The organism is Ruegeria sp. HKCCA5491 (genome assembly GCF_013034565.1).
Lineage (GTDB): Bacteria > Pseudomonadota > Alphaproteobacteria > Rhodobacterales > Rhodobacteraceae > Ruegeria.
Map to the genome: position 1 here is coordinate 189,224 of NZ_WQGG01000008.1, position 22,348 is coordinate 211,571.

25 protein-coding genes and 1 tRNA gene are annotated in these 22,348 nt (G+C 58.2%); 12 read left to right on the forward strand and 14 right to left on the reverse strand.

Translation table 11 applies throughout. The features are described from left to right. Position 1 precedes the first annotated feature (1 nt). The 3 genes from GOV88_RS12445 to GOV88_RS12455 all read right to left on the reverse strand — a co-directional run bounded on the left by GOV88_RS12445 (position 2) and on the right by GOV88_RS12455 (position 2,775). Positions 2-1,366: a DUF2927 domain-containing protein gene (locus GOV88_RS12445; protein WP_171240623.1), complete on the reverse strand. Its 1,365-nt coding sequence runs from the start codon at positions 1,364-1,366 to the stop codon at positions 2-4. Then, a complete protein-coding gene (locus GOV88_RS12450; protein ID WP_171240624.1) occupies positions 1,363-1,812 on the reverse strand; it encodes a GNAT family N-acetyltransferase in 450 nt (149 codons plus the stop codon). The genes GOV88_RS12445 and GOV88_RS12450 overlap by 4 nt, the downstream gene beginning before the upstream one ends. A 117-nt stretch (positions 1,813-1,929) precedes the next feature. After that, complete coding sequence (locus tag GOV88_RS12455) at positions 1,930-2,775, reverse strand: MoxR family ATPase (protein ID WP_171240625.1); 846 nt, start codon at positions 2,773-2,775, stop codon at positions 1,930-1,932. Between the two features lie 373 nt (positions 2,776-3,148). Between GOV88_RS12455 and dksA the strand changes: the two genes are divergently transcribed. Further along, positions 3,149-3,571 (forward strand): RNA polymerase-binding protein DksA, encoded by a 423-nt coding sequence (gene dksA, locus GOV88_RS12460; RefSeq protein ID WP_171122255.1) that lies wholly within the window; start codon positions 3,149-3,151, stop codon positions 3,569-3,571. A 70-nt stretch (positions 3,572-3,641) separates the two neighbouring features. Further along, complete coding sequence (locus tag GOV88_RS12465) at positions 3,642-4,793, forward strand: FAD-dependent monooxygenase (protein WP_171240626.1); 1,152 nt, start codon at positions 3,642-3,644, stop codon at positions 4,791-4,793. Positions 4,794-4,797: 4 nt separating this feature from the next. On the opposite strand, the gene xth is transcribed toward GOV88_RS12465, so the two are convergent. Next, complete coding sequence (gene xth / locus GOV88_RS12470; RefSeq protein ID WP_171122259.1) at positions 4,798-5,577, reverse strand: exodeoxyribonuclease III; 780 nt, start codon at positions 5,575-5,577, stop codon at positions 4,798-4,800. Positions 5,578-5,859: 282 nt separating this feature from the next. Continuing rightward, positions 5,860-6,183 (reverse strand): iron-sulfur cluster assembly accessory protein, encoded by a 324-nt coding sequence (locus GOV88_RS12475; protein ID WP_171122261.1) that lies wholly within the window; start codon positions 6,181-6,183, stop codon positions 5,860-5,862. A gap of 76 nt (positions 6,184-6,259) precedes the next feature. Here GOV88_RS12475 and GOV88_RS12480 point away from each other — a divergent pair, with 76 nt between their 5' ends. Further along, entirely contained in the window at positions 6,260-7,432 is a 1,173-nt protein-coding gene (locus GOV88_RS12480) for a deoxyguanosinetriphosphate triphosphohydrolase (protein ID WP_171240627.1), read from the forward strand. Here the strand turns inward: GOV88_RS12480 and GOV88_RS12485 are convergent. Then, positions 7,414-7,965, reverse strand: coding sequence for a hypothetical protein (locus GOV88_RS12485; RefSeq protein ID WP_171240628.1), 552 nt, complete (start codon positions 7,963-7,965; stop codon positions 7,414-7,416). The two genes, GOV88_RS12480 and GOV88_RS12485, sit on opposite strands and share 19 nt — an antisense overlap. 132 nt (positions 7,966-8,097) lie before the next feature. On the opposite strand from GOV88_RS12485, the gene argS reads away from it, so the two are divergent. The 6 genes from argS to GOV88_RS12515 all read left to right on the forward strand — a co-directional run bounded on the left by argS (position 8,098) and on the right by GOV88_RS12515 (position 13,740). After that, a complete protein-coding gene (gene argS, locus GOV88_RS12490; protein ID WP_171240629.1) occupies positions 8,098-9,843 on the forward strand; it encodes an arginine--tRNA ligase in 1,746 nt (581 codons plus the stop codon). Between the two features lie 88 nt (positions 9,844-9,931). Beyond that, on the forward strand, positions 9,932-10,996 hold the full coding sequence (locus GOV88_RS12495; RefSeq protein WP_171240630.1) for an SPOR domain-containing protein: 1,065 nt from the start codon (positions 9,932-9,934) through the stop codon (positions 10,994-10,996). Beyond that, positions 10,993-12,000 (forward strand): beta-N-acetylhexosaminidase, encoded by a 1,008-nt coding sequence (gene nagZ, locus GOV88_RS12500; RefSeq protein WP_171240631.1) that lies wholly within the window; start codon positions 10,993-10,995, stop codon positions 11,998-12,000. The genes GOV88_RS12495 and nagZ overlap by 4 nt, the downstream gene beginning before the upstream one ends. Then, the gene (locus tag GOV88_RS12505; RefSeq protein ID WP_171240632.1) at positions 11,990-12,784 is read left to right on the forward strand and encodes a ScpA family protein; all 795 of its coding nucleotides are present in this window, start codon (positions 11,990-11,992) and stop codon (positions 12,782-12,784) included. Before nagZ ends, GOV88_RS12505 begins: the two co-directional genes overlap by 11 nt. After that, on the forward strand, positions 12,777-13,433 hold the full coding sequence (gene scpB, locus GOV88_RS12510; protein WP_171122275.1) for an SMC-Scp complex subunit ScpB: 657 nt from the start codon (positions 12,777-12,779) through the stop codon (positions 13,431-13,433). Before GOV88_RS12505 ends, scpB begins: the two co-directional genes overlap by 8 nt. A 64-nt stretch (positions 13,434-13,497) precedes the next feature. Next, on the forward strand, positions 13,498-13,740 hold the full coding sequence (locus GOV88_RS12515) for a hypothetical protein (protein WP_171240633.1): 243 nt from the start codon (positions 13,498-13,500) through the stop codon (positions 13,738-13,740). Here GOV88_RS12515 and GOV88_RS12520 read toward each other — a convergent pair. From GOV88_RS12520 to GOV88_RS12555, 8 genes are all read right to left on the reverse strand, one after another. Further along, complete coding sequence (locus GOV88_RS12520; RefSeq protein WP_171240634.1) at positions 13,737-14,816, reverse strand: 2'-deoxycytidine 5'-triphosphate deaminase; 1,080 nt, start codon at positions 14,814-14,816, stop codon at positions 13,737-13,739. The two genes, GOV88_RS12515 and GOV88_RS12520, sit on opposite strands and share 4 nt — an antisense overlap. Positions 14,817-14,877: 61 nt before the next feature. After that, a tRNA-Pro gene (locus tag GOV88_RS12525) sits at positions 14,878-14,954 on the reverse strand. A gap of 61 nt (positions 14,955-15,015) precedes the next feature. After that, positions 15,016-15,630, reverse strand: coding sequence for a MerR family transcriptional regulator (locus GOV88_RS12530; RefSeq protein ID WP_171122280.1), 615 nt, complete (start codon positions 15,628-15,630; stop codon positions 15,016-15,018). An 18-nt stretch (positions 15,631-15,648) separates the two neighbouring features. Beyond that, a complete protein-coding gene (gene ihfA, locus GOV88_RS12535) occupies positions 15,649-15,951 on the reverse strand; it encodes an integration host factor subunit alpha (protein WP_008755922.1) in 303 nt (100 codons plus the stop codon). A gap of 96 nt (positions 15,952-16,047) precedes the next feature. After that, a complete protein-coding gene (locus GOV88_RS12540) occupies positions 16,048-17,019 on the reverse strand; it encodes a beta-ketoacyl-ACP synthase III (protein ID WP_171126589.1) in 972 nt (323 codons plus the stop codon). Between the two features lie 21 nt (positions 17,020-17,040). Continuing rightward, positions 17,041-18,129, reverse strand: a complete 1,089-nt coding sequence (gene plsX, locus GOV88_RS12545) for a phosphate acyltransferase PlsX (protein WP_171240635.1) — start codon at positions 18,127-18,129, stop codon at positions 17,041-17,043. 24 nt (positions 18,130-18,153) lie between these two features. Further along, positions 18,154-18,360, reverse strand: coding sequence for a 50S ribosomal protein L32 (rpmF, locus tag GOV88_RS12550; protein WP_008756996.1), 207 nt, complete (start codon positions 18,358-18,360; stop codon positions 18,154-18,156). 206 nt (positions 18,361-18,566) lie between these two features. Beyond that, a complete protein-coding gene (locus GOV88_RS12555) occupies positions 18,567-19,103 on the reverse strand; it encodes a DUF177 domain-containing protein (protein WP_171240636.1) in 537 nt (178 codons plus the stop codon). Positions 19,104-19,188: 85 nt separating this feature from the next. On the opposite strand from GOV88_RS12555, the gene GOV88_RS12560 reads away from it, so the two are divergent. The 3 genes from GOV88_RS12560 (at position 19,189) to GOV88_RS12570 (ending at position 22,347) form a co-directional block, all read left to right on the forward strand. Then, the gene (locus tag GOV88_RS12560; protein WP_171122288.1) at positions 19,189-19,665 is read left to right on the forward strand and encodes an outer membrane protein assembly factor BamE; all 477 of its coding nucleotides are present in this window, start codon (positions 19,189-19,191) and stop codon (positions 19,663-19,665) included. 97 nt (positions 19,666-19,762) lie between these two features. Continuing rightward, a complete protein-coding gene (locus GOV88_RS12565; protein WP_171240637.1) occupies positions 19,763-20,497 on the forward strand; it encodes a GNAT family N-acetyltransferase in 735 nt (244 codons plus the stop codon). A gap of 41 nt (positions 20,498-20,538) precedes the next feature. Continuing rightward, entirely contained in the window at positions 20,539-22,347 is a 1,809-nt protein-coding gene (locus GOV88_RS12570) for an ABC-F family ATP-binding cassette domain-containing protein (RefSeq protein ID WP_254449230.1), read from the forward strand. Position 22,348: the final 1 nt, after the last annotated feature.

Consider the following 22,348-nt stretch of genomic DNA (forward strand, 5'->3'; position numbering starts at 1 on the left):
GTTACCCGCCTTTGTTGTTTGCAGGGGCTTCGGCAACGTCCTGCACCAGCGACCTGACCACGATTTCTGAGCCGAAGCCGTAGCGCGCCCATCCCAGACTGTCCAGCCTGACGGAGCGTGCCTGCGTAAGCCGCCCAGTCTGACTGAGCGCTTCTGACTTCAGCAGCAACAAAGTAGCCAGTTGCGACGCATTCTCAGCGCGTGTCATCACGTCGATGGCCTTGTCCAATTCGGGCAGAACCTCGGAACCCTTCCCCTGCGCCAGCGCGTAAGAGGCGGTTTGGGTCGTGACATAGGCGCGGTGTACCTCGGTGCCCGGGTTGGCGCGGAGAAATTGCAGGGCGACGTCATAGTGCAGCAAAGCCTGCTGCGGATCGTCGAACTGCACCATGCGTCCCATCAGGTAATAGGGAAAGGCGCGGCGGTGGTCCGTCCATCCCTGTTCCTGACCTATCAGGGCAGCTTTTTGCGCGGCGCGAAAGCGTTTGCGCGATCCGGGCCCCGGACCGACGGATTTTTGAATGGCGTTGACCCACTCGCGCGGGGTTTCAGTGATGGGTTGCGGTTGGATCGCGTCCCCGCGCGGGTTCAGCCGCGACAGGATACCGGGGATGGCGGCCTCGACCTGTTCGCGCGTCATGCCGCTTTGCAGTTCGGGGGCATAAGTTGCGCGCAGGATCAACATGTCGAAACCGGTCAGAACGGTGTGGATGTTGTCGTCGTTAAAGACGGAATCTGGCAGGTGATACAGGTCGTTCAGCGGCCCCAGTGCTTGCGCGATCTCTTCATGCAGGCAATCCCGTTTTTCCTGCGGGCTGACGTCGTATGGTATGAAAATTCCTATCCGTTCCCGGTTGCGCAAGGCGGTCCAACTGCTTTTCCGTTTGCGGCGATCGCGGCTGTACTCTTCAAAGCTGGATGAGTTGGGGACAACGAAACAGGCCGCGTTCGGCAGAATATCGTGAATCTGGTCCTGACTGACGGCCTCGACCGTGATGTTGGCCTGACCCTCTGAAATCTGGCGGATGTCAATCCTGGCCTCGCGTTGCAGACGGGTCAGAAGCCGGGTCAGATCACGCTGCATGGACGGGGTCGGTGTGCCCGTCAAACGCAGGGTTACCAGTCCTTCGAACCGCGTCAACGCGGGCAGCGGGGTGCCGCTTTCCAACGCGAAATGCAGGTTGATGAAGTCCGACGCGATATTGGTGTTCGACCGCGATGAGGCGGTGGGGTACGACGCCGTGAAGGCCTTGACCGGCGGTAGGATTTCTTCAACCGCGTTCACACGTGTCGGCGGTTGGGGCGGGGGAACCGCAGTACACCCGACCAGGGCAAGCCCAAAAAGGATTACCGCCCATCGCATCATGGGCGTTGATACCGGATAAAGGGCGTTTCCTTGCCGATACGGTCATACAGCTTGCGCGCCGTATGGTTGAATTCCTGTGTCAGCCAGTAAACGGACGGAGCACCCTCTCTGTCGGCCTCGTCATAAACGGCCTGAATCAGGGCCCGTCCCACACCTGTCCCACGCGCCTCTGGTCGGGCAAAGAGGTCCTGCAGATAGCATACGCTTTCCACTTTCCATGCATGGCGGTGAAAAAGGTAGTGGGTCAGACCAATCAACTGCCCGTCTTTTTCGGCGACGAAACAGGAAAATTCGTGCGGATCGTCCGCCAGCAGACGTGCAAAGGTGCTGTCGTAAATCTCGGCTGAAACAGTTGTTTCATAGAATGCCAGATAGTCGTGCCACATCTCTTGCCATTCCGGGCGATCTTCGGGCCGCAATGCGCGAATTGTAAGAGTATCAGGCAAGCAACATGTCCCATTCGTAACGTGAGCAAGCGCCCGGACTGACCCGGACGCCTCTGCGCTGATGCTGACACCCGGCCTTCTATAAGGCAAGCGTCGATCAGCGGAACTTCACATCTCTTAGCGTTTGCTGCGGGCCATGAACGCCAGACGTTCGAACAAATGCACGTCCTGCTCATTTTTCAGCAGCGCGCCGTGTAGCTTGGGCAGAGCGTTGGCACCGTCACGCTTGAGGTCCTCGGCCGTCAGATCCTCGGCCAGAAGCAGCTTGAGCCAGTCCAGCACCTCGGAGGTCGACGGCTTTTTCTTCAGCCCCTGCGTTTCACGGATTTCGTAGAACTGTGTCAGGGCGGTGGTCAGCAGCCCGTCTTTGATACCGGGATGGTGCACTTCGACGATACGGCGCATCGTGGTTTCGTCGGGGAACCGGATGTAGTGGAAAAAACAGCGGCGTAGGAACGCGTCGGGCAGTTCCTTTTCGTTATTCGAGGTGATGATCACGATGGGGCGGTTCTTGGCCCGGATCGTTTCGCCGGTCTCGTAGACGTGGAACTCCATCTTGTCGAGTTCCTGCAGCAGGTCGTTGGGAAATTCGATATCGGCCTTGTCGATTTCATCAATCAGCAGCACGACCTTTTCGTCGGCTTCAAACGCCTGCCATAGTTTGCCCTTGCGGATATAGTTGGACACGTCCTGAACCCGCTCGTCACCCAACTGGCTGTCGCGCAGACGGCTTACCGCATCGTATTCGTACAGACCCTGCTGCGCGCGCGTGGTCGATTTAACGTTCCACTCGATCATCTTCAGGCCCAACGCCCCGGCGACTTGTTTGGCCAATTCGGTCTTGCCTGTGCCCGGCTCGCCCTTGACCAGCAGCGGACGTTCCAGCGTCACGGCGGCGTTCACCGCTATCGTTAGGTCGTCAGTGGCAACATATTCTGCTGTTCCTTGGAATCGTGCGGTCATCGGCCCCTCATCAAGTGTCGCGCGGTAATTGCAACATGGGGTTATCGCGGCACAGGAATTTTGACAAGGCAGGTCGCAGCGTCGCGTGCCGCCAAATTTCCAAGCAACTTAAATGCTTGGCACGATTCGGTGCCTTTCAGGTCGTGAAAAATTTTTAACTTACGCCACGAAATCGCCCGGTGAGTTTCACAGAAAAACAACGTTTTGTTGTTTTATGTCTCATATTTAGACGACACAGGGTCACACGGTGCCGCCGACACGTTTGCATAGTGACAATCCTCGCGCCGTCAGATAAACGCTCCGCAGAAGGGAATGCCTCATGTCTGGTGAAGAGAGAGCACTCGGCGTTGCAGGCCACACCGAGGGAGCAAAAATGAAGCAGGAAGTATTTCTGCCCGAAGATTATCGTCCAGCCGAAGACGAACCATTTATGAACGACAAGCAACTGGAGTATTTTCGCCGTAAGTTGCTGGACTGGAAAAGCGAACTTTTGGCAGGCAGCCGTGATACCATTGAGGGGCTGCAAGACAACACCCGAAACATCCCTGATGTTGCCGACCGCGCAAGTGAGGAAACCGACCGCGCGCTGGAGCTGCGTACCCGTGACCGCCAGCGCAAGCTGGTTGCCAAGATCGACTCGGCCCTGCGCCGGATTGACGAAGGCGAGTATGGCTATTGTGAGATGACCGGTGATCCGATCTCGTTGAAGCGTCTGGATGCGCGTCCGATTGCAACAATGACGCTGGAAGCACAGGAGCGTCATGAACGCCGCGAGAAAGTCCACCGCGACGATTAATCGCTGAAGAATCCAATAATCTCAGACGCCGGGGCCTGTCGCTCCGGCGTTTTTGCGTTAAGCGTTGAACATGAATATTGACGGTCTCAGTTTTGTTGTGATCGGCGGCGGAATAGGCGGCCTGGCCAGTGCATTGGCGCTGCGGCAGCGCGGGGCAGATGTCACGGTGCTTGAGCAGGCGCCAGCGCTGACAGAGGTCGGCGCGGGGCTTCAGATTAGCGCCAATGGCGTGACCGTTCTGCGTGCACTGGGTATTGCAGGCAAATCGCTGGAGATCGGGCAGTTGTCGCAAGGCACAACCCTTAGGGACTATCGAAACGGCCGCGTGATCAGCCACCTTCCGGGCCCGGCATCCGGTCCAACTTATTATTTTCACCGCGCTGATCTTCTGGACATTCTGCACAGCGAAGCTGTGCGTGCTGGCGTGAGGATAAGATTGGGCGCTCGGGTTTCGACCGTCACAAAGCACCAGGCCGAGGCCGAGGTCGTACTGAACGACGGCGAGCGCCTGCGATGCGAGTGCGCTATAGCAAGTGATGGAGGGCGCAGTATTCTCCGCTCGATCCTGAACGGGGCCGAAACGCCGCAATTCACCGGTCAGGTCGCTTGGCGCGCAACGATCCCGTGGTCCCCTCAAGGCGACGTTCCGCGCGCGTCTTTGACGATGGGGCCAGAGCGTCACGTGGTGACCTATCCATTGCGGGATCAGTCCCTGATGAACATCGTTGCAGTCGAAGAGCGGTCGGACTGGCAGCAGGAAGGGTGGCGACTGCAAGGCGACCCAGGTGACTTGCGTGCGCGTTTTTCGGATTTCGGAGGCGGCGTGCGCGATAAATTCGAGAAGGTGACAGAAACCTATCTGTGGGCCTTGTTTCTGCGCCCTGTTGCCGAAAATTGGCAAAACGGACATCTGGCTCTTTTGGGCGACGCTGCGCATCCAACGCTGCCTTTCATGGCACAAGGGGCGTGTCTGGCGTTAGAGGATGCCTGGATATTAGTCCGGTCATTCGACGAACAATCCGACGTGTCACAGGCGCTGCAGGCCTATGAGACGCTACGCCGGTCCAGAGCGCGCAAGGTCGTTGCAGCGGCCGGTTCCAACGCTCGAAACTTTCATTTGCGCGGACCAATGCGGTTGGCCGCGCAAATGGCGTTGAAGGTTGCCGGTCCAAAACTGGCCCGCAAATATGAATGGGTTTACAGCTACGACGCGACCAGCTAGCCCTTCAGAGGTCGAGTTCTATCCACACCGGAACGTGGTCAGATGGTTTCTCGTGCCCACGAATTTCGGAGTCGATCCGACAATCCCGCATCAGATCGGCTGCTTGGGGTGTCAGTAGAAAATGGTCGATGCGTATTCCGTCATTCCGGTTCCACGCGCCTGCCTGATAATCCCAAAATGAATAATGCCCTGGGCCTTGAGTTCGCGCACGGAACGCCTCGGTAAATCCAAGGTTCAAGATTTTTCGAAATGCCTCACGGCTTTCGGGTCGAAACAGGGCATCCTCACGCCAGGCATCGGGGCGTGCTGCGTCCTCAGCTTGCGGAATAATATTGTAATCACCTGCCATCAACGCGGGTTCTTCACTGGCAATCAGTTCTTGCGCCCGGTGGTAAAGGCGTTCCATCCAAGCCAGTTTATACTCGTATTTTGGCCCGGGGGCAGGGTTTCCATTCGGCAGGTACAGCCCACAGATGCGTAACGCTTTCTTCCCGACAACCGTGGCCTCTATCCAACGGGCCTGCTCATCAGTTTTATCACCGGGCAATCCGCGGGTCACATCTTCAAGAGGGAATTTGGATAGGATCGCAACGCCATTAAAGCCTTTCTGGCCGTGGGTTTCGACGTTGTAGCCGCGATCCTCGAACATTTCGCGCGGGAAGTTTTCATCAATAGATTTGATCTCTTGCAGCAGCACAACGTCTGGCTGAGCGTCGTCCAACCAGCGTGGAAGAGCTTCGGCCCGCGCCTTTATGCCGTTGATGTTGAACGTGGCGATTTTCATACGCGATCCTCCGAAGCCTTTGGCAACCTATTGCGCAGAATGAACCCATCGGCAAGTCGGAGGGCGAGGGATGCGAGGCTCTGCCTCGCGCTCCGGGATATTTTAAGCCAGATGAAGAAACGGATCGTTAACCAATTTCTGCGATTAGTGCCGTGCGGAACAGGCGGGGACGCCGATGGCCGCGCCAGGTGAAGCTCTCCGGCGGAAGGGTCGGAGAGCGGATCCCTGCTTCATCTGGTTGAAAATATCCTGGGGGTGTGGGGGCAAAGCCCCCACCGGCGACTACATCGAAAAAGACGTACCACAGCCACATGATGAAGTTGCGTTGGGATTGTCGATTACAAACCGCGCGCCGATCAGTTCCTGGGTAAAATCTATGACGGCGTTTTCCAGAAACGGCAGAGAAACAGAATCAACGATGACCTTCTGACCTTTGCCTTCAAGGATGAGGTCGTCATCCTTCGGCTCATCCAGTGCAATTTCGTATTGGAACCCGGAACAGCCGCCGCCTTCCACCGCGACGCGTAAAGCTTGTCCTTGATCGGCGGCGCCGATTTCGGCCAGACGTTCAAAGGCGCGTTCAGTGACTGTTGGGGGCAGATTCATGCCGCACTCCAAAGGTTTATTTCTTTCTCACTCTACCATATAGAAAACGCAATGGCAGGCGACAAGGACAAGACCTTTGGAAAGAGCAGGTTTTGCATCTGACCCAGCGCGCGCACGAGGGCGTCTGGTGCCAGAGGAAGAAAGCAGTTTCCGGTCGTGCTTTCAGCGGGATCGGGACAGGATCATTCACGCTAGCGCGTTTCGACGGCTTAAACACAAAACGCAGGTTTTCGTTGAGCATGAAGGGGATAGCTATCGCACGCGATTGACGCATTCCATTGAAGTCGCGCAGGTGGCGCGGACCATTGCCGGGGCTTTGGCGTTGAACCCGGAACTGACCGAAGCAGTGGCTTTGGCCCATGATCTGGGTCACACTCCGTTTGGGCATACGGGTGAGGACGCATTGCACGCGATCATGCAGCCTTATGGCGGGTTTGATCACAATGCGCAGGCCATTCGGATCGTCACCAAATTGGAACGGCATTATGCCGAGTTCGATGGTTGTAACCTGACGTGGGAGACGTTGGAGGGGATCGCAAAGCACAACGGCCCCGTATCGGGCGCGTTGCCCTGGGCGTTGGCTGAATGCACTGAGGCGTTCGATCTGGAACTGCACACCCACGCCAGCGCCGAGGCACAAGTAGCCGCCCTTTCGGACGATATCGCCTATAACAACCATGACCTGTTGGATGGCCTGCGGGCTGACTTGTTCACCGATGAGGAAATACAATGCCTGCCAATCGTGGGTGAGTGTTATGCCGGGGTCGATCGCAAATACCCAGCGCTTGATCCCTACCGGCGCAGGCATGAGGCTTTGCGGCGTGTGTTTGGCGTGATGGTGTCGGACGTCATCGACACCTCTGCAATGTTGATTGCCGAGTCAGGGGCGCAGTCCGTGGAAGAAATTCGCGATCTGGGCCGCCCAGTTGTCCGGTTCTCGGACGGGCTATGGGCGCAGTTGAAAGAAATCCGGGCGTTTTTGTTCACCCGAATGTATCGAGCGCCTTCGGTGATGGAGGTGCGCGCCGAAGTCAGCCGGATTGTAGAAGAACTGTTCCCAATTTACCTGAACGACCCCAAGCAGATGCCCGAACGATGGCATGCAGATATCGAGGCTGCGGCTGATGAGACCTCTCTGGCGCGGATCGTGTCAGATTACATCGCAGGAATGACGGACCGGTTTGCGATTCAGGATCATGCACGGCTGACGGGTAAACCTTTGACTGCGGCTCACTCAACCTCGATGTAAGCCAATGCCCAGACCTGTTGACCGGCTTGCTCGTCGGCGACGTCCTGGTTCTGTGAAGGCGGGAATACGATCATGGTGGGGCCGTATCCGCCAATGCCCATCGGTGCGCCATCGGCGTGGGTGGCCAATATGGGTTGGTAAGTCGAAATGCTGTCCCACGGGATTTCCGCCTGATACCCGTCCATCGCCATGGGGCGTGCGGTTTTGCCTTCGGCCCCAGCCATTGTCATGACCTCTGACAACAGGGGGCCACTGAAGGTAAAGTCGCGCTGATGTTCGGGCGCGCCGTAGGGGATGGAGATCTTGACCTGAGGCAGGCTGTCCAGCAAGGCGGCATCAAAGCCTGCAGCCCCATCATGGGTCACTTCAAGAAACCCAAGAAGGCCGCCGTCGTTTTCGCCTCGGGCGGGCAGGTTTGTTTCGCTTACTGCGCCGCCCAGTGTCACCAGCACATGACCTTGGGGTGCTGGCATCTCGGCCAAGGCGGGCAGAGCTGAGGACAAAAGCAGGGTCAGGGGCAATGCAAGGCGCATGAATGGACTCCGATTGGGCGTTTCGGGCCGACTGTAGCGAGGATTGCGTCCAAACCAAGGTCAAACTTTAGGCATCCATTGACCTTGCTGTGTTGCGTGATAAACCGCCGGGCAAGCAAAAGGACATCCGAAATGAACCTGTTTTCCGAGATCCGCGGCCTTGTGTTGGACGCGCTGGCGCAGATGCAGTCCGAAGGTGCTCTGCCCGAGGGGTTGAACTTCGACAACGTGGCGGTTGAACCTCCGCGTGATGCGGCGCATGGCGATATGGCCACGAACGCGGCGATGGTGCTGGCGAAACCGGCCAAGATGAAGCCGCGCGACATTGCCGAGGTGTTGGCCGGGAAACTGGCAGCCGACGATCGGATCACCAGTGCCGAGGTGGCCGGGCCGGGTTTCCTGAACCTGCGGCTTGCATCTTCGGTTTGGCAGGGCGTGCTTGCTGCTGTGCTTGAAAAGGGTGTTGACTATGGCCGCTCGACCATGGGGGCCGGGCAGAAGGTGAACGTAGAATATGTCTCGGCCAACCCGACCGGCCCGCTGCACGTGGGTCATACGCGGGGTGCGGTGTTCGGCGATGCCTTGGCGAGTTTGCTGGCCTATTCGGGTCATGAGGTGACACGCGAATATTACATTAACGACGGTGGCGCGCAGGTGGATGTGCTGGCACGGTCCGCTTATGAGCGGTATCGCGAGGCCAATGGCCTGAGCCCCGAGATCGCCGAGGGGCTATACCCCGGCGACTATCTGATCCCGATCGGTGAAGCGCTGAAAGAGAAATACGGCGATAGCCTGATCGACAAGCCCGAGAGCGAATGGCTGGACGATCTGCGCAACTTTGCCACCGACGCGATGATGGACCTGATCCGCGCAGATCTGAAGGCGCTGGGCGTTGAGATGGACGTGTTCTTCTCGGAAAAGTCGCTCTATGGCACGGGCCGGATTGAATCTGCGCTGCAAGCGCTGACCGACAAGGGCCTGATCTATGAAGGCGTTCTGGAGCCGCCCAAGGGCAAAAAGCCCGAGGATTGGGAGCCGCGCGAGCAGACCCTGTTCAAATCGACCGAACATGGCGACGACGTTGACCGCCCGGTTAAAAAATCGGACGGCTCGTGGACCTATTTCGCCCCCGATATTGCCTATCACTATGACAAGGTGAGCCGGGGCTTTGACGCACTGATCGACGTGTTTGGCGCGGATCACGGCGGCTATGTCAAACGTATGAAGGCCGCCGTTTCAGCGCTGTCCGATGGCAAGGTACCGCTGGATATCAAGCTGACGCAGTTGGTGAAGCTGTGGAGGAATGGCGAACCGTTCAAGATGTCCAAACGGGCAGGGAACTTTGTGACCCTGCGCGACGTGGTCGATCAGGTAGGGCCGGATGTGACCCGGTTTGTCATGCTGACCCGCAAGAACGACGCGCCTTTGGATTTCGATTTCGACAAGGTGCTGGAACAGAGCCGTGAGAACCCGGTGTTCTACGTGCAATATGCCCATGCCCGCGTCATGAGCGTTCTGCGTCGCGCGGCTGAGGCCGGGATTGACGCCGATGATACCGCCCTTGCAGGCGCGGACCTGAGCAAGATTGATCATGCTTCGGAATTGACTGTTGCCAAGAAGCTGGCCGAATGGCCACGTCTGGTCAAAATTGCCGCGCGAACCAACGAACCGCACCGCGTTGCCTTCTATCTGTATGAATTAGCTGGGGATTTTCACGCTTTGTGGAACAAGGGGAACGACGAAACTCAGCTTCGGTTCATTCAGGATGGCGATGTTGACACAAGTCAGTCAAAAATCGCACTCGCCCGTTCCGTTTCTGTTGTGATTTCAGCGGGCTTGAGTATTCTTGGCGTTACTCCGGCGCAGGAGATGCGGTAACAAATATCGCCCGAACCGCCGGTACGAGGTAGGCAAGAAATGACCCGCGCGCCTTATTTTCTGGCGCGAAACGGGCAGTGAGGCGGACATGGCGAATTACGATTACTCGGGGCAAATGCGCCCCGAGCAGATGCATTACACGAATCAACCGCATCCTCAGGATGGGTCCGAATATTCCGATGACATGCTGGAATATGAAGCGGCACCGCAGACAGCGGGGTTGGGGCGTATCGTAAATACGCTGGGCGCAGTCGCGTCGCTGGCTTTGGTCGCAGGTATCTGCATCTGGGGTTACAAGCTTGTAATGCGGGACGTGAGTGGTGTGCCCGTTGTGCGCGCTCTGGAAGGGCCAATGAGGATTCAACCTGAAAACCCCGGCGGAACTCCGGCGGATCATCAGGGGTTGGCCGTTAATGCTGTTGCCGCGGTTGGAACGGCTGCACCGCCTGCGGATCGACTGATCCTTGCTCCGCGCCCGGTTTCGCTAGCTGATGAAGACACACCGGTCGAAGCGTTGAAGCCGACCAAAGCCGTGCATCTGGTTGAGGAAGAGATTTCTGATCAGGAAGCTGCCCAAATGCGCCAGAGCGCGGTGGACGCGTTGGTTGCAGAACTTGCAGATGAAAATACCGCAACCGACACCCCGGCAGAGCAGGGCGTGCAACTGGCATCGTTGGTTATCCCGGAAGAAGAGCCTGCGATTGACCCTGCCGATCTGGTGGCGCAGCTACCCGACCCGGAATTGGCGGCCTTGCCCGGCGTCCGGCGTTCGCTGCGCCCGATTACGCGCCCGGCGCGAACGACACCGGCGGCGATTACACCGAACAGTACAACCGAGAACGCAATCAACGCAGCCGTCAAAGCGGCGGTTGGTCTGGATGTGGACCCCGACGCACTGTCAAAGGGAACGCGCCTTGCCCAGCTTGGTGCATATGAAAGTTCTGATGTGGCCCGCACCGAATGGGATCGTCTGAACGGCCGATTTGGCGAATATATGGCAGGAAAACAGCGTGTTATACAGAAAACCTCAAGCGGTGGGCGCACCTTTTACCGGCTTCGTGTATTGGGGTTCGATGACCTGAGCGACTCGCGTCAATTCTGCGCGGCCCTCCAGGCGGAAGGCGCTGACTGCATCCCGGTTGCCGCTCGTTGACGTTTGGCGCTGCAATCACTGACGCAGAAGGCCTGCGCCTGTCGGATGAAGAAAAAAGCCTGTTCCGCGAGATGAACCCGTTTGGGTTCATTTTGTTCGCCCGCAATATCGACACGGCTGATCAGGTACGCGCCCTATGTGACGACTTCCGAGAGGCGGTGGGCCGCAATTGTCCTATTACCATTGATCAGGAAGGTGGCCGCGTGCAGCGCCTGCGGAGCCCAATCGCCCGCGAATGGATGCCGCCACTGGATCACACCACACGTTCTGGCGAAAAGGCCGAGAGTGCGATGTATCTGCGGTATCGGCTGATCGCGCAGGAATTATTCGAGCTGGGGATCGACAGCAACTGTGCCCCTATGGTCGATCTGGCGCGCGAGGACACTCATCCTTTCCTGCAAAACCGCTGCTATGGTTCCGATCCGGATCAGGTTTCTAGAATTGGGCGCGCCGTCGCCAAAGGGCATCTTGATGGTGGTGTGCTTCCAGTGATCAAGCATATGCCCGGCCATGGTCTTTCAACCATGGACAGCCATCATGATCTGCCCCACGTGGATTTGCCTTTGGATGAGTTGAACCGCGACGACTTTGCCCCGTTCCGCGCTTTGAACGACCTGCCGATGGGTATGACCGCTCATTTGGTATATGATCAGATTGATCCCCAGCCAGCGACGATTTCATCCGTGATGATCCAACTGATCCGCGACCGAATTGGCTTTGACGGGCTGATCATGACCGACGACATCTCGATGAAAGCTCTGAGCGGCGCGCCAGAGGATATCGCGCGTCAGGCGCTGGACGCAGGGTGCGACGTGGTTCTGCATTGCAACGGATCGTTCGACGCCCGGGCACGCGTACTGGAGGCCGCCGGAGACATGACCGACCGGGCACAATCCCGCGCGGAAAAGGCGCTGTCGATGCGGCAGAAGCCAGCGGAACTTGACATCCCTGCGGCTGAGGCTGAACTATCTGCCCTAATGGGCGGGCAGGTGTATGAACGATAACCTTTTCAGCGAAGACCCGGTCTCGGTCGCGGATCGCCTTGCGGCCGAAGCCCTGATCGTTGATGTCGACGGGTTTGAAGGCCCGTTGGATGTCTTGCTGACCCTGTCGCGGACGCAAAAGGTTGATCTTCGGAAGATCTCGGTTCTGGCTCTTGCGCAGCAGTACTTGGCCTTTGTCGAAAAGGCGCGTGCGCTGCGTATCGAGCTGGCGGCGGACTATCTGGTCATGGCAGCGTGGTTGGCCTTTCTGAAATCCCGCCTTTTACTGCCACCCGACCCGGATGACGAAGGACCGTCGGGCGAGGAACTGGCCGCCCATCTGGCTTTCCAACTGGAACGCCTGCAAGCGATGCGCGACGCCGCCGCCCGTCTGATGGCGCGGGACCAACTGGGGCGCGATTTCTTCAAACGCGGGCAGGGCGAGGATATCACGCGTATCCGTACCGTGACCTACTCGGCCACGCTGTTGGATCTGATGCAGGGATATGCCCGTATCCGCACTCGGGATGAGTTCCGCCCCTTTGTCATGGACCGCGACGCCGTCTTCACGATGGAGCAGGCGCTGGAACGGATGCGCCCGCTGATCGGTTTTGCCGGGACATGGACGGATATGGAAACCTACCTGCCCGATGGCTGGGATGCGGATCCAGTGCGCCGACGCTCGGCCACGGCTGCGACTTTTGCGGCCTCGCTGGAGCTGGTGAAAGAAGGACATATGGAGATCAAGCAAAGCGAGACCTTTGCTCCGATCCACCTGCGTAAAAGGACCGAAAAACGTGACTGACGCCCCCGAAGACGAAGGCACCGGCACCCTGTTCGAGGCCCCTCCGTTGGCCGAACAGGAGCGGATGGTCGAGGCTGTGCTGTTCGCCAGCGCCGAACCGGTGACGATTGCCGATCTTGAGGCCCGGATGCCCCATGGCAGCGACGCGGCGCAAGCTGTTGAACTGCTGCATAAACGATACGAAGGGCGCGGTGTCCGCGTGGTCCGTGTGGGCGAGGCTTGGGCGATTCGCACCGCGCCCGATTTAGGTTTCCTGATGCAAAAGGAAACGGTCGAGACGCGGAAACTCAGCCGTGCCGCGATCGAGACATTGGCGATTGTCGCGTATCATCAACCCTGTACACGGGCCGAGATTGAGGAAATCCGTGGTGTTTCCGTTTCACGCGGCACCATTGATCAGTTGCTTGAGATGGAGTGGATCAGGCTGGGCCGTCGCCGCATGACCCCCGGGCGTCCGGTGACCTTTGTTGTGACCCCGCAATTCTTGGACCACTTCGGTCTGGAGAATGCGCGCGATCTGCCAGGGCTCAAGGAATTGCGCGCTGCGGGCCTTCTGGAAAACCGACCACCACCGGGTGCAATGCCCTTGGGGGAAGGGCAGGATGGTGAAGATGACGAAGATCAGACCGAACTGTTCGAGGAAGAGTGATCGAGCGTCCCTTTTGTCGCGGCGCCAAAGGATTATGTTCGGATCTGGAAGACGGAGTTAAGCGATGAATGCCAATCGACTGATCGACATGATTGTGCGTCAGGTTATGCGCCGCCTTGTCAGTAAGGGTGTGGACAAAGGCTTTGACATGGCAGGTCGTGTGGGGCGCCAATCCGGAAAACAGCCAAACGCCAAAGCTGACCCAACGGCTGACCGTCACATGCAGCAGAACGCCAATCGGCAGAAACAGAATATGAAGCAGGCGCAGCGGATGACCCGTCAGATGCGCCGTTTCATAAAGTTCTAGCTGACTGCTTTGAAATGCTTGGACAGTTTCAGGCCCTGTCCCTGATAGTTTGAGGCGATACCCGCTCCATAAAGCTGAGTGGGCATTTCGGCCATTTTCTCATACACCAGCCGTCCGACAACCTGCCCGTGCTCCAGCACGAAGGGGGCTTCGTGGCAGCGCACTTCCAGAACGCCGCGCGATCCCGCGCCGCCAGCAGCGGCATGTCCGAACCCGGGATCGAAGAAACCAGCATAATGCACGCGGAATTCGCCAACCATGGCCAGGTAAGGGGCCATTTCCGCAGCGTACATGGGCGGAATATGAACCGCCTCGCGGCTGACCAGAATGTAGAACGCACCGGGATCAAGGATGATGCGTCCATCGGTGGTACGCACCTCCTCCCAGTATTCCTGTGGGTCGTATTCTCCAATCCGGTCAAGGTCGATCACACCAGTATGCGGTTTGGCGCGATAGCCGACCAGATCGGTGTCCGGCAGTTGCAGATCGACCGAAAAACCCAACCCGTCCTGAATGACGGCAGGCCCATCGACAAGGGGCGAGTCGTTGTGCAGTGCGGTCAGTTCCGCGTCGCTCAGCACCGCTTGACCCTCGCGGAAGCGAATCTGGTTCAACCGCATACCCGGTCGTACAAGAACCGAGAACGAGCGGGGGCAGATTTCGGCATACAAGGGGCCAGAATACCCTGCGGGCACCCGGTCAAACTCGGTCCCGCCATCGGTGATGGTGCGGGTCAACAAGTCCAGTCGCCCGGTCGAGCTTTTGGCATTGGCGACTGCGGTTATGCTGTCGGGCAGGGCAAGTGATTCCATCAACGGAACAAGATAAACGCAGCCCTTTTCCAGAACCGCGCCATGGCTGATATCAATCCGGTGCATCTCGAACTCGGCCAAACGGTCGGCGACTGAGCGTCCTTCGCCCGCCAGAAAGGATGCGCGTACGCGGTAAGCCACTGTTCCCAGGCGCAAGTCCAGGCTGGCCGGCTGCACCTGCGGGTCGATGATCGCGGGCTCGGCGGTAATCTCACCGCGCGCAATCATGCTTTCGATCTGCTGGTTTGGACATACGCCTGTCATTCCGATCCCCCCTGTTGCCAGAGCGGGATCTGGCCTGTCTGCCATAAACGTCGGTGTGATTTGGTCGGGCTAGCAGGACTCGAACCTGCGACCTTCCGTCCCCCAGACGGACGCGCTACCAGGCTGCGCCATAGCCCGACGTTGGGGTGTTCATAAAGACTTTCCCGGCAGGGGCAAGAGGAAATCATCGCCTTTTTTCTTATCCCGCCGATCGGTTTTCAATTCGATCCAGCACGGCCCGCAGCTCTTTGGCGACCGGTGCGATTTGGCGCAACAGACTGTCGTCGAAATCCGTTCTGTTCCACGCCTGAGTCGCAATGCCCCCCATCAGCGGTGCTTCATCCAGATATTCTGGTTCGGATTGCTGAGGGGCGTCATTTTGTGATGTTTCGACGACCGGAGCCGGTTCCGGTCGCGCAGGTTCAGGTGGCTTGGCCGCCTCCAGATCCAGCGTAATCTGCTCTTGGGCAGGGGCTGGCTTGGTTGCAAATGGAACAACAACGTTATTGTCAGCGATCGGATCGGGTTGTGCCGTTTCGTCGAGACCCTGCGACAGCGAAGCGACATGCGCTATACCTTGTTCCCGAAGGATGCGCTGAACGCCTTTGATGGTAATGCCATCCTCATGCAGCAGTTTCTTGATACCACCAAGCAGCCGCATGTCATTCGGACGATAGTACCGACGACCACCTGCGCGCTTTACCGGTTTTACCTGGCTGAAACGGCTTTCCCAGAATCGCAGCACATGAGCTTGCACACCCAGCCAATCCGCAACTTCACTGATTGTGCGAAAGGCGTCTGGGGACTTGCTCATGACCCTGCTGTCCTGATCTTATTTACGGTTTCCTGCGGCGACGCGATCCTTCATCAGGTGCGACGGGCGGAAGGTCAGCACGCGGCGCGGCTGAATTGGAACTTCTTCACCGGTTTTGGGGTTGCGGCCGATACGGGCAGTTTTGTCGCGCACACTGAACGTGCCGAACGACGAAATCTTGACCTGCTCACCACGCACAAGCGCGTCGGACATATGGTTTAGAACGCTTTCAACCAGTTGCGCGCTTTCGTTGCGTGAAAGGCCAACTTCTCGAAAGACGGCCTCGCTCAGATCCATTCGGGTCAGTGTTTTGTCGCCCATGCCTATTCCCCTATTGATGGTAAAGCATAGGGTCAGGGCAAATTCACTGTCAATATCAATGAATTGCAGTCGTGTGTGTAAGCCGTTTTGCGCCTGTTACCACCGCAGGATGACTGAACCCCATGCCAATCCACCACCGATTGCCTCAGTCACAAGCAGATCGCCCGGTTTGAACTGACCGCGTTGCTTTGCCACTGACATCGCAAGCGGAATCGAAGCGGCCGAAGTATTGCCGTGGTCCTGAAGCGTAACAACGACATGATCCATCGGAACGCCCAGCTTCTTGGCGGTGCCCTGAATGATGCGGATATTTGCCTGATGAGGGACGATCCAGTCCACATCCTCATGACCTAAACCGGCTTTTTCCAAGCAATTTTCGGCAGTTGACGTCAAACGTTCAACAGCTTGGCGGAATAGCTGGTTACCCTTCATCCGCAGAAAGCCGGTGGTTTGAGTGGAAACACCGCCATCGACATAAAGCAGGTCCTTGTAGCGCCCGTCAGAGTTTAGATCGGTGGCCAGAATGCCCCGGTCGTCCGAGGTTCCGTTGCCTTCCTGACGCTCCAGGATCAGCGCGCCTGCACCGTCGCCAAACAACACGCAGGTCGATCGGTCAGTCCAGTCCATGATGCGCGAAAATGTCTCGGCCCCGATGACCAGCACGCGCTTGGCCTGTTCCGACAGAATCAGGGCGTTGGCGTTGGTCAGGGCATAGACAAACCCGGCGCACACGGCCTGAACGTCAAAGGCGAAACCCCTGGTCATACCCAGTCGCGACTGCACCATGGTGGCGGCAGAAGGGAAGGTCAGGTCCGACGTCGAAGTTGCCAGAACGATGGCATCAATGTCATCAGCCGTAAGGCCGGCGTCTGCCAGCGCAGCTTCGGCGGCCTTGGTTGCCATATCCGACGTTGTTTCATCGTCTGCGGCAAAGTGGCGCCGTTCGATACCCGAGCGGGTTCTGATCCACTCATCCGTCGTATCGAGCGTCTTTTCAAACTCGGAATTCGGAACAATGCGCTCTGGCAAATAATGTCCGACACCAACTACAACTGAACGGCCTGCCATCCTGAGGTACTGCCTTTTTTGTTATTCGCCCGCTTTCGGCGGTGCGTGCGCGGCATCTTGTGCAAGCTCGGCTGTGGATGCAACCCGTGCCGCCAATTTTTCAGCAAACCCCGATTGGGCCAAGGTGAAAGCCAGTTTTACCGCCGCTGACACCCCTGTCGCGTCAGCGCCGCCATGTGACTTGACCACTGTCCCGTTCAGACCCAGAAAAACTCCGCCATTCACACGGCGCGGGTCGATACGCTTTTTGAGGCGATTCAGCGAAGTGATTGCAAGCACAGAGGCCAGGCGGGACAACGGAGAGTACCTGAACGCCTCGCGCAGCAGGTCACCGATCAGGCTAGCGGTGCCCTCTCCGGTTTTGATGGCGACGTTGCCGGTAAACCCATCGGTTACAACGACATCCGCCTTATCTCCGGGAATGTCACTGCCCTCGACAAAGCCCACAAAGTCAAAGCTGGCCTGATCCGCGAAGTCCGCGATCATCGAATGCGCTTCTTTCAATTCGGCGCGGCCTTTGTGCTCTTCCGTTCCGACGTTGAGCAATCCGATGCGTGGTCGTTCCAACGCCATGCCGTTGCGGGCATAGGACGCGCCCATCAGCGCGTATTGAAGCAGGTCCTTGGCGTCGGCGCGTACATCTGCGCCGACATCCAGCATCACGTTAAAGCCCTGCGGGTTGCGAGAAGGCCACAGAATCGCAATCGCCGGACGGTTCACGCCCGGCAGTTTGCGAAGCCGCATCATGGATAGGGCCATAAGCGCGCCGGTATTGCCGCAGGACACGGCGCCATGCGCCTCGCCCAGACGGACTGATTCCAGCGTCGACCACATCGAGGTCTGCTTGCCGTTGCGAACAACCTGACTAGGCTTGTCTTCCATCGTGACCACATCGGGGCAATCACGAAAAACGACGCGCCCATTCAGGACACGTCGTTTGGCGACAAGTTTGCGCAGCAGGGCTTCGGGCCCGTGCAGGATGAAGGCAATGTCGGGGTTCTTGTTCGCTGATTGCGCAATACCTGCCACAACTGTGGCAGGCCCCGAATCTCCGCCCATTGCGTCAACCGAAATGGTAATCCGTCCGGCGTGCTTGGGCTTATCTGTCATGCCTTGGCCTGCACTAAGAAAGGCTTAGGCCGCGTCTTCGTCCAGGTCGATTTCGTCGGCCTGAGCGACGACTTCACGGTCATCATAGTGGCCGCAGGACGCACAGACGTGGTGCGGGCGCTTCAGCTCACCACAGTTGGGGCATTCGTTCGGGTTTGCAGCAACCAGAGCGTCATGTGCGCGGCGGTTGTTGCGGCGCGACTTGGAAACTTTGTTCTGTTGGACAGCCATGGTCTCAACCTTTGTCTACTAAGGGCCAACAGATTCGCTGTGGGCCGGGTTTCATTCTTCGTTTTTCTCGTGGTTTGACGCGCGTTTAGGGGACGAGCCCCGCAATGTCCAACCCAAATTCCGATGAGCGCGCGAAAATACTGCGATTCTCGACATGTTCAAGCGATTTTTCTGAGGGCGTGCTATGACAGGAAATCTGCGCGGTGTCACTCGTCTTTTTTCATCGCATCGCGCAAACTGGCAAGCCCGGCAAAGGGTTTGACGTCTTCATCTGTCATCGCCTGTTTGCCCGGTTCAGTATAGTCGGCTTGTTCCAGTTCCGCACCGTCCTTGCGCGGGTATTGCGGCAGCGCCAGCGACAGCGCCTCGATCATGACCTGCGCCGGGTCGATCTCTGCTCCCAAAGGTTCCGAGTCGTCGCCTTCGGGAATCTCGAACTCTTCTTCGTCCGGGTCTGACCAATCTGCCAGAAACATGCGGGATACTGGCGTGTCGATCCTGGCCGTGACCGGTTCCAATGTCACGACGCACGGCTGAATGACCGTTGCACCCAATTTACCGGTCAAAGCCCAGTCCCGTTTGCCTTGCGCGCGCAGTTCGCCCACGAAGCTGAGTTTGCGCAATCCGAGCAGGCCAAGATCCTCTTTGATCACATCCAGCCATCTGGCATCCGGGCGCAGATCAAAGGCGGTTGGCGTGTTCTGGGGCAGGTCTGCGACCCGCAGAGACGTCTGGTTGCTCATTCGTGACCCTTTCCTGTGTTGAACCGGGGCTGCGGTTTGATGTAATCGGATAGGGTCCGCAAGGGGCCAAGGCAAGAGGGTGTGAATGTTGAAGGTTGTGAACAGGTTGAAACCAGCGTCCAAAGCGCTTGTATTTGGGGCGTGTCTGGTTGTCGCTGGTGCGTGTACGCCTGTTTTCGAGAATCACGGGTATGTCCCCACACCAGAAGAACTGGCCGAGATCAAAGTCGGCGTAGACACCCGCGACAGCGTGGTCGAAGCCGTCGGCGCGCCAACGTCGTCCGGCGTGGTACGGGATTCCGGTTATTACTATGTGCGTTCCAAAGTCCGTCACTACGGCCCTAAGCGCCCCGAAGTCGTCGAACGTCAACTGGTCGCGATCAGCTTTGATCAGCGCGGCGTCGTCCGCAACATCGAGCGCTACGGGCTTGAGGACGGAGTTGTCGTTCAGTTGGATCGCCGCGTGACCGATTCCAGTATCGAGGGTCGGGGCTTCCTGCGTCAACTGCTTGGCAACATTGGCAACTTCAACCCTGCGAACATTCCCGGCGCGACCAATTAATTTGAAGCCAGTTCTTGTCGCAGTCACACGATGGTCACACATAGTGTGATAGTCACGCAGCAGGAAGAAACGGGTCTGCAACCGCGGAGGTGCGACCATGGCACTATTGCTCGGCAAGGGCCGGTACCGCGCGCGTCTGGCGCGAACGCCGCAGGATATTGCGGCGGCGCAGCGACTGCGGACGCTGGCCTTTGGAACAGAACAGGTGGATCAGGACGGTTTCGATCCTCTCTGCGCACATATTCTGGTCGAGGATACGCGCGCCGAGGGGCAAGTGGTTTGCTGCTTTCGGATGCTAACGATGGATCAGGGGTCCGAGATCAGCCGCAGCTATTCCGCCCAGTTCTATGACCTCTCGGCGCTTGAAGGATTCACCGGACGTATGGTCGAGATGGGGCGATTCTGCGTTCACCCTGACTGGACTGACCCCGATATCCTGCGCGTCGCATGGGGGGCAATGACCGCCTATGTGGACGAAAACAATGTGGAAATGCTGTTCGGTTGCTCATCGTTTGCCGGGACAGAAACTTCCGAATATCTGGACGCGTTTGCCATGCTGAAACATCGCCACCTGGCCCCAAAGCGCTGGTTGCCGCGCGTAAAGGCGCCCGATGTGTTCCGCTTTGCCGCAAGGCTGCGACGCAGGCCCGATGCCAAGAAGGCAATGCTGCGGATGCCGCCGTTGCTGCGCACTTATCTGATGATGGGCGGCTGGGTCAGCGATCACGCTGTTGTCGATCGCCACATGAATACGCTCCACGTCTTTACCGGGCTTGAGATTAGGGCGATCCCTCCGGCGCGAAAGCGGCTGTTGCGCGCGGTTGTCGGGTAATCGCCGTTGACGCCTTGGCCCTGCCGGTTTAGCTGGCGGGCATGGCGAGAATTCCTTTGTTGCAGATGGCCGGTATTTCCCTGACCTTTGGGGGCGACCCGGTGTTTTCGGGGCTGGATCTGGTGGTTCAGCCGGGCGACCGCGTTGCGCTGGTCGGGCGGAACGGGTCCGGTAAGTCGACACTAATGAAAGTTATGGCGGGGCTGGTTGAGGCCGATCAAGGCGACATCGTCATCCCCCCTGGAAAATCTGTGGGTTATATGGAGCAGGACTCGGGGATGGAGGGGTTTGCCACGCTTGGCGATTATGCCTCCAGCGGGTTGGAGCCCGGAGAGCTTTACAAGGTCGAACGCGCGGGTGAGGGTTTGAAATTTGATCCGTCGCGCGCTGTTGAGACAGCCTCGGGCGGTGAACGCCGCCGTGCAGCGCTGGCCAAGCTGATGGCCGAAGCGCCCGACCTGATGCTGTTGGATGAGCCGACCAACCATCTGGATATCGAGGCGATTGCTTGGTTGGAACGCGAGTTGGGGTCGACCCGTGCGGCTTATGTCCTGATCTCGCACGACCGTGCATTCCTGCGCGCGTTGACCCGCGCGACTCTGTGGATCGACCGTGGGGTTGTTCGGCGGCAAGAACAGGGCTTTGAAGCATTCGAGGCGTGGCGCGACAAAGTCTGGGAAGAAGAAGATCAGCAGCGTCACAAACTGAACCGCCTGATCAAATCTGAGGCGAAATGGGCCGTCGAAGGCATCAGTGCGAGGCGTAAGCGCAATCAGGGTCGGGTTCGCGCGTTGCAGGCGCTGCGGGCCGAGAAAGCAGCGCAGATCAAGCGTCAGGGCTCGGCTGCGATGACGCTGGAAGCCGGACCCAAGTCAGGCAGAAAAGTGATCGAGGCTAAGGGGCTGGCCAAATCTTTCGGGGCGCAGCAGATCGTTCGGAACTTTGATCTGTTGGTGCAGCGCGGGGACAGGGTGGCCTTTGTCGGCCCCAACGGTGTGGGGAAGACGACCCTGCTGAAAATGTTGCTGGGGCAGGAGCAACCGGACGAAGGCTCTGTGTCGCTTGGAACCAACCTTGAGATTGCCGTTTTTGATCAGACCCGCGCGCAGTTGGACCCGGAAATGACCCTGTGGGACAGCCTGACCGGTGACCCCGAGATGCGCGTTTCCGGCAAAGCTGATCAGGTGATGGTGGGCGGCCAGCCCAAGCATGTTGTCGGCTACCTCAAGGAATTCCTTTTCGACGAACGGCAGGCAAGGGCTGCCGTCAAGTCCTTGTCAGGTGGAGAAAAAGCGCGGCTTTTGTTGGCCAAGCTGATGGCAAAGTCCTCGAACCTGCTGGTGCTGGACGAACCGACCAACGATCTGGATGTGGAAACGCTAGACCTGCTGCAGGAACTGCTGGACGATTATGACGGGACCGTTCTGTTGGTCAGTCACGACCGGGATTTTCTGGACCGCGTCGCCACGACCACCATCGCGATGGAGGGCAATTGCCGCGCCACAGTCTACGCGGGCGGGTGGTCCGACTATATTGCGCAGCGCGGTGACGTTTTCGAAAGGAAGGCTGAGAAAACAAAACCTTCAAAACCTAAAGTAAAGCAGGAAAATCAGCCCAAATCGGGCCTGTCGTTTTCCGAAAAACACCGTCTGGAAAAGCTACCTGCTGAAATGGAACGGCTTGAGGCCGAGATCGGTAAGCTCGAAGAGCTCATGTCCGATCCCGACTTGTTCACCCGCGAGCCGGTCAAGTTCCAGAAAGCGACCGAGGCGCTGGTTGAACGGCAAGAGAAGCTAGCAGCAGCCGAAGAAGAATGGCTGATGCTGGAAGAAAAGGCCGAAGGCGTCTGAC

Bases quoted from the DNA above. Each gene is read 5' to 3' on its own strand.
- GOV88_RS12445 (WP_171240623.1), bottom strand. From the start codon at position 1,366: ATGATGCGATGGGCGGTAATCCTTTTTGGGCTTGCCCTGGTCGGGTGT.
- GOV88_RS12455 (WP_171240625.1), bottom strand. From the start codon at position 2,775: ATGACCGCACGATTCCAAGGAACAGCAGAATATGTTGCCACTGACGAC.
- dksA (WP_171122255.1), top strand. From the start codon at position 3,149: ATGAAGCAGGAAGTATTTCTGCCCGAAGATTATCGTCCAGCCGAAGAC.
- GOV88_RS12465 (WP_171240626.1), top strand. From the start codon at position 3,642: ATGAATATTGACGGTCTCAGTTTTGTTGTGATCGGCGGCGGAATAGGC.
- xth (WP_171122259.1), bottom strand. From the start codon at position 5,577: ATGAAAATCGCCACGTTCAACATCAACGGCATAAAGGCGCGGGCCGAA.
- GOV88_RS12475 (WP_171122261.1), bottom strand. From the start codon at position 6,183: ATGAATCTGCCCCCAACAGTCACTGAACGCGCCTTTGAACGTCTGGCC.
- GOV88_RS12485 (WP_171240628.1), bottom strand. From the start codon at position 7,965: ATGCGCCTTGCATTGCCCCTGACCCTGCTTTTGTCCTCAGCTCTGCCC.
- argS (WP_171240629.1), top strand. From the start codon at position 8,098: ATGAACCTGTTTTCCGAGATCCGCGGCCTTGTGTTGGACGCGCTGGCG.
- GOV88_RS12495 (WP_171240630.1), top strand. From the start codon at position 9,932: ATGGCGAATTACGATTACTCGGGGCAAATGCGCCCCGAGCAGATGCAT.
- GOV88_RS12505 (WP_171240632.1), top strand. From the start codon at position 11,990: ATGAACGATAACCTTTTCAGCGAAGACCCGGTCTCGGTCGCGGATCGC.
- GOV88_RS12515 (WP_171240633.1), top strand. From the start codon at position 13,498: ATGAATGCCAATCGACTGATCGACATGATTGTGCGTCAGGTTATGCGC.
- GOV88_RS12520 (WP_171240634.1), bottom strand. From the start codon at position 14,816: ATGACAGGCGTATGTCCAAACCAGCAGATCGAAAGCATGATTGCGCGC.
- GOV88_RS12530 (WP_171122280.1), bottom strand. From the start codon at position 15,630: ATGAGCAAGTCCCCAGACGCCTTTCGCACAATCAGTGAAGTTGCGGAT.
- ihfA (WP_008755922.1), bottom strand. From the start codon at position 15,951: ATGGGCGACAAAACACTGACCCGAATGGATCTGAGCGAGGCCGTCTTT.
- GOV88_RS12540 (WP_171126589.1), bottom strand. From the start codon at position 17,019: ATGGCAGGCCGTTCAGTTGTAGTTGGTGTCGGACATTATTTGCCAGAG.
- plsX (WP_171240635.1), bottom strand. From the start codon at position 18,129: ATGACAGATAAGCCCAAGCACGCCGGACGGATTACCATTTCGGTTGAC.
- rpmF (WP_008756996.1), bottom strand. From the start codon at position 18,360: ATGGCTGTCCAACAGAACAAAGTTTCCAAGTCGCGCCGCAACAACCGC.
- GOV88_RS12555 (WP_171240636.1), bottom strand. From the start codon at position 19,103: ATGAGCAACCAGACGTCTCTGCGGGTCGCAGACCTGCCCCAGAACACG.
- GOV88_RS12560 (WP_171122288.1), top strand. From the start codon at position 19,189: ATGTTGAAGGTTGTGAACAGGTTGAAACCAGCGTCCAAAGCGCTTGTA.
- GOV88_RS12565 (WP_171240637.1), top strand. From the start codon at position 19,763: ATGGCACTATTGCTCGGCAAGGGCCGGTACCGCGCGCGTCTGGCGCGA.
- GOV88_RS12570 (WP_254449230.1), top strand. From the start codon at position 20,539: ATGGCGAGAATTCCTTTGTTGCAGATGGCCGGTATTTCCCTGACCTTT.